This window comes from Rhodopirellula maiorica SM1, assembly GCF_000346295.1.
Taxonomy (GTDB): domain Bacteria; phylum Planctomycetota; class Planctomycetia; order Pirellulales; family Pirellulaceae; genus Novipirellula; species Novipirellula maiorica.
In genome coordinates this window covers 1-4,174 of record NZ_ANOG01001108.1, presented here as the reverse complement: position 1 = coordinate 4,174, position 4,174 = coordinate 1, and the positions used below count along the sequence as shown (strand labels likewise).

Annotated in this window: 4 protein-coding genes; 2 read left to right on the top strand and 2 right to left on the bottom strand. The window is 53.4% G+C overall.

Going from position 1 to position 4,174, the window contains the following annotated elements; genetic code table 11:
* Positions 1-202 precede the first annotated feature (202 nt).
* On the top strand, positions 203-1,294 hold the full coding sequence (locus tag RMSM_RS35740; RefSeq protein WP_008709531.1) for a SecDF P1 head subdomain-containing protein: 1,092 nt from the start codon (positions 203-205) through the stop codon (positions 1,292-1,294).
* A gap of 38 nt (positions 1,295-1,332) precedes the next feature.
* Here RMSM_RS35740 and RMSM_RS35735 read toward each other — a convergent pair whose 3' ends face one another.
* Positions 1,333-1,998, bottom strand: coding sequence for a DUF502 domain-containing protein (locus tag RMSM_RS35735; RefSeq protein WP_008709529.1), 666 nt, complete (start codon positions 1,996-1,998; stop codon positions 1,333-1,335).
* A gap of 394 nt (positions 1,999-2,392) precedes the next feature.
* On the opposite strand from RMSM_RS35735, the gene RMSM_RS35730 reads away from it, so the two are divergent.
* Positions 2,393-3,274 (top strand): RAD55 family ATPase, encoded by an 882-nt coding sequence (locus RMSM_RS35730; RefSeq protein WP_008709527.1) that lies wholly within the window; start codon positions 2,393-2,395, stop codon positions 3,272-3,274.
* Positions 3,275-3,284: 10 nt separating this feature from the next.
* On the opposite strand, the gene RMSM_RS35725 is transcribed toward RMSM_RS35730, so the two are convergent.
* On the bottom strand, positions 3,285-4,174 hold an 890-nt coding region (locus tag RMSM_RS35725), incomplete at its 5' end, for an AraC family transcriptional regulator (protein WP_040771346.1).

Below are 4,174 nucleotides of genomic sequence, written 5' to 3'. Positions count from 1 at the left end.
TCTGCGACTTTCGCTACAGCTAATTCGCGTTTTCCTTATAGGGAGAAATGCTTTACCGCGTTTCGTTTGGGCGCTAGTCCCGGTTGAATGTCGGAACCGTGGCTAGCGGCGAATATACGGAATGACTTCTGCCTAGCTGCTTAAATCGATCAATAAGATGGCCGCTGCGAAGCAATGTCGTGTAGTAATTTGGTAAAACTCGATGAGCAAACAAAGCAATGTCCCTGCGGGGCATCCGGACGAACACAGATCCTCTGACAAGCGATTTCTGGTCGTCTTGATTGCGGTGGGAATGGTTTTGCTAGTGGCGTTGGCCGCTGGTGCTGCGTTTGCTTGGTTGTTTCAGGGCTCGACACCGGGTACCCGGCTGGTGTACTCGATCGAGCGTTCGGATCCATACTCCGAAGCGGTTAGCGGCGATGATTTGACCGAACCGCTACGACGACGTCTTCGCCATTCCTTTGGGGCGGGATTGGCGGTCAACGCTTTGGATGAAGATCAGGTCGAAGTCATCTTGCCAACTCGGGATGCAATACAAATTGCGAATGCAAAACGATTGCTCCGCTCCGCTGGGGTGTTGCGTTTTCTACCGATTGCCAATCAAACCAAACATGCCAATCTTCTGAATTTGGCAAAAGCATCCTCCCAAACGCCTTCCACAAGTCGTGATGTGCTTGACGATAACGGAAGCGTGGTGGGAAGGTGGGTGACTGTGGGAAGAGACGCCACTGCAAAAACCGGCGACGATGTGACGCCGCTAACCGTGCAATTGAATTCGCTTACGGTACGTGACACTCAGACTGGCGAAGTCATGCAACTGCCCAGCAATCTGCTAGGCAATGACAGCGAAGTCAAAATCGCTCGCTGGATGAACACTCAAAACATCCCATCAATCGATGTGTTGGCGGTGGTTGAAAGCGAGCACGCCGTCGGGGGTGAGGACCTGGCGTTTGCTGCAGCCACCTTTGACCAAAATGGCAATCCCGCGGTTGCGATCAACTTTAGCAATGCCGGCGCCGCCAAGATGCTTGCGTTGACGACTGCCAACACACCCTCCGGTAACACACAAACACAGCTCGGTATCGTGCTTGATGATCAACTGTTGACAGCCCCCAATATCCTGCAGCCGATTCGGGGCGAAGCACGGATCACGGGAAATTTTACTCGCGCCGAAACCGACCTGATCGTACAGATACTCAAGGCCGGACAGTTGCCTGCGAAACTAAATCCCGAACCGATTAGCGAAACGCAAGTCAATGCACCTTACAACTTGCTGGATCTGATCTCGCCTTGATTCGAATTGTGGATGGCCAAAAGTCTTGGCGACTTTCGCTACTGGACTTGGGGTGAATCCGCGACGACGGTGGACGGAGCCGGCGTATTACTGACCAAGCTTTCGATGGGTGCCAGGAATTGGCTTGAATCGCGGCCGAGTCGCTCGAACACGCCAAGGGTTTCATTAAAGTCCAATTCGGTAGCAAACACGCGTGAGGCGGGCACCAGGACCACCGAACCAATCCAGGTATCGGGTGCTCCGGGAAAGTAGACCACCACCAAACCATTCGGCAAACGGTCCGCTTCCATGGCGACGCGGTAGCCTTCGGGACATGACACCAGTACCGGTGACAACGTCGGCCCGTCGCTGTCATGTTTCAGATTCCCAGCCAACAAGTCTTTGTAGATCGCGTATTTTGGAAATACGGTGATCAATTGCTTCTCGACAGTGGATGAAAATTTCTTGCCGATCGCTCGTCTTGCGATCACGCCCGCAGCAAAACACATCATGATCAAAATCGCCACCGCCGCCGAAAACAGGATCGCAATACTGAATGGCTGATTTCCTGGAATCCACTTTTGCAGCGGCACTGCGACCGCGGAAACGATCCCATAGACTTGGCCTAAAAGACCGCCGATCACCGCCAGTGGCAATAGGAAAAAGATCCCCCCAATTGCCGTGGACCGCAGGAAGCCTACCGATTCATTGATTTTCTGTCGCATTCTGTCTCTCAGTCGTTTCTCAATTTTAGGGGAACATGCACTCTCGCGTCATGCTACAGCGGCGATTCCCCCGTCCGAACCCTGCACAGCATACCGCACCTGGGTTGCCGATTGCGGTGCAGCGAACTCGCTGAGCCATTTTTCGGGCCCCGAGACTCTAGGGGCCCCAAACACTCTGGAATCAGGCGGTAAAAACGGAGCGTTTTTGGGATTGGGACTTGCCATAAAACTGCATCAGCTCTGGGGGGATCGCTTCACTCACTAGCACCTTTCCCCTCGGCCTCTTAAATTACTCGGCTTGTTCCGCGTGAACCTTACTCGCGGCGCGGTGGTCACACAGGAAACCGCTGCTACGCACCTTCACACGCCTCCCCTAAACCCCCATTCGCCCGCTATGTCGCAACGACTGAAAACTGGAATTCCCGAATTAGACGAACTGCTTGGCGGTGGATTAATCCCAGGCACGCTGACCGTTGTGATGGGAGCGTCGGGGATTGGCAAAACCCAATTGGGACTCGGGTTTGCCAACGCGGGGATCGAACAAGAGGGCCAGCCGGGCATCCTGTTCGATTTGACGTCACGAGGCGACTCACAAAATCATTCCGCGTACGCTGAACGACTCTATGATTGGCGATTGAGCGAGTTTGAAACCAATGGCCGATGGGATGCAGCGAAGATCTGGGACGCGACTCACTCGCGACGCGATTACATGCATGTGTTCCAGCATTCCGGACGCCGCGTGACGGCTAGCGATCTTGATTCGGACAGTTGGCGAGAATGGAAATACGAGCAGTCCAAAAAACTCGATCAAGCGATCGCATTTTTCTATGGCAACTTTGCTCACGGCGTTCGCCGCTGCGTGATCGACGGAGTCGAACCGACCGATAAGGCCGCCGATTCGATTCAGTTCGAGATGTTTGAATACATCTACCACCAAATCCTGCGAAAAGAACACGACTGGGTCGCCCGCGACTTGTTTCGTGTCGCGTTTCGCAACAATCAAGAAGCGATCCAGTCGCATGCCTACGACCATCAAGACATCGGGTGCACATTATTGTACACCAGTCATGAAGTGATGCTGGATGACTTGCTAGTGCGTCCGATCCAAAGCGGCGATGTGCTGTCCAACGCCAACACGATCATCTTGATGGGCAAGACGCGAGAGGGCAACAAAATGGGACGTGCGTTGCATGTTGCAAAACATCGCGGCAGTGCGTGTGATGAATCGATTGTGCCGTACACGATCACCGAATCCGGTTTGCAACTGATGCGATAAACGCCCCAAATTATTTGTTGGTCACTTTTTTGCGAAACTGTGTGGGCGTTTGCTTGGTTTCGCGTTTGAACGCCACGGTCAAATATTCAGTATGCTCAAACCCAGTGCGGGTAGCAATTTGGCGAAGCGTCATGTCGGTTTCGGCGAGCAGTTTTTTCACTCGCATGATCCGTTGCCGCAGAATCTCTTCGTGTGGCGTCCGGCCGATGACATTTCGAAATCGCGTCTCCAGGACCCGACGCGAAATATTCACATGACGGACGATATCGTTGACATTGATCCCCGCATACGCGTGCTGACGAATGAACCGCAGCGCCGCAGCGACGTCGATGTCGTCGATCGCGAGAATGTCGGTCGATTGACGCGTTTCGACTCCTAGCGGTTCGATCAACACCCCTTCTTTGGACACCTCTTCACCGTTCATCATTGCATCGAGCAACCGCGCTGCTTCAAAACCGGTCTTGCGTGAATTCGGTACAACACTGGACAGCGGCGGATCGGCAAGACTGCAAAGCAGTTCGTCGTTATCCACGCCTAGCACCGCAATCTCTTCGGGCACCGCAATCTCAAGTTCGCGACAGACATCTAAGACCAGTTGAGCCTTGATGTCATAGGAGGCGAATATGCCAATCGGTCGTGGCAAATTCTTGATCCATTCGGCAATCCGCTTGCGTTCATCTTCGAACGACGATGAATTTATTTCCTTCATCGCCGTCTCATACGAGTGAAAATCGCAATCTGCCTTTTCGACCCCATCGCGAAAATAATTCCGCCGCCACTTGGACCAATTGAAATCCGCATCGCCACAAAAACCAAGATGCTTGAAACCTCGCTGTAGAAGATGCTCCGCTGCAAGCGATGCAATCTCGGCATCATTCGTTTCCACCCACGGCACACCGG

Coding starts and splice junctions, on each gene's coding strand:
- RMSM_RS35735 (WP_008709529.1), bottom strand. CDS start 1,998: ATGCGACAGAAAATCAATGAATCGGTAGGCTTCCTGCGGTCCACGGCA.
- RMSM_RS35740 (WP_008709531.1), top strand. CDS start 203: ATGAGCAAACAAAGCAATGTCCCTGCGGGGCATCCGGACGAACACAGA.
- RMSM_RS35730 (WP_008709527.1), top strand. CDS start 2,393: ATGTCGCAACGACTGAAAACTGGAATTCCCGAATTAGACGAACTGCTT.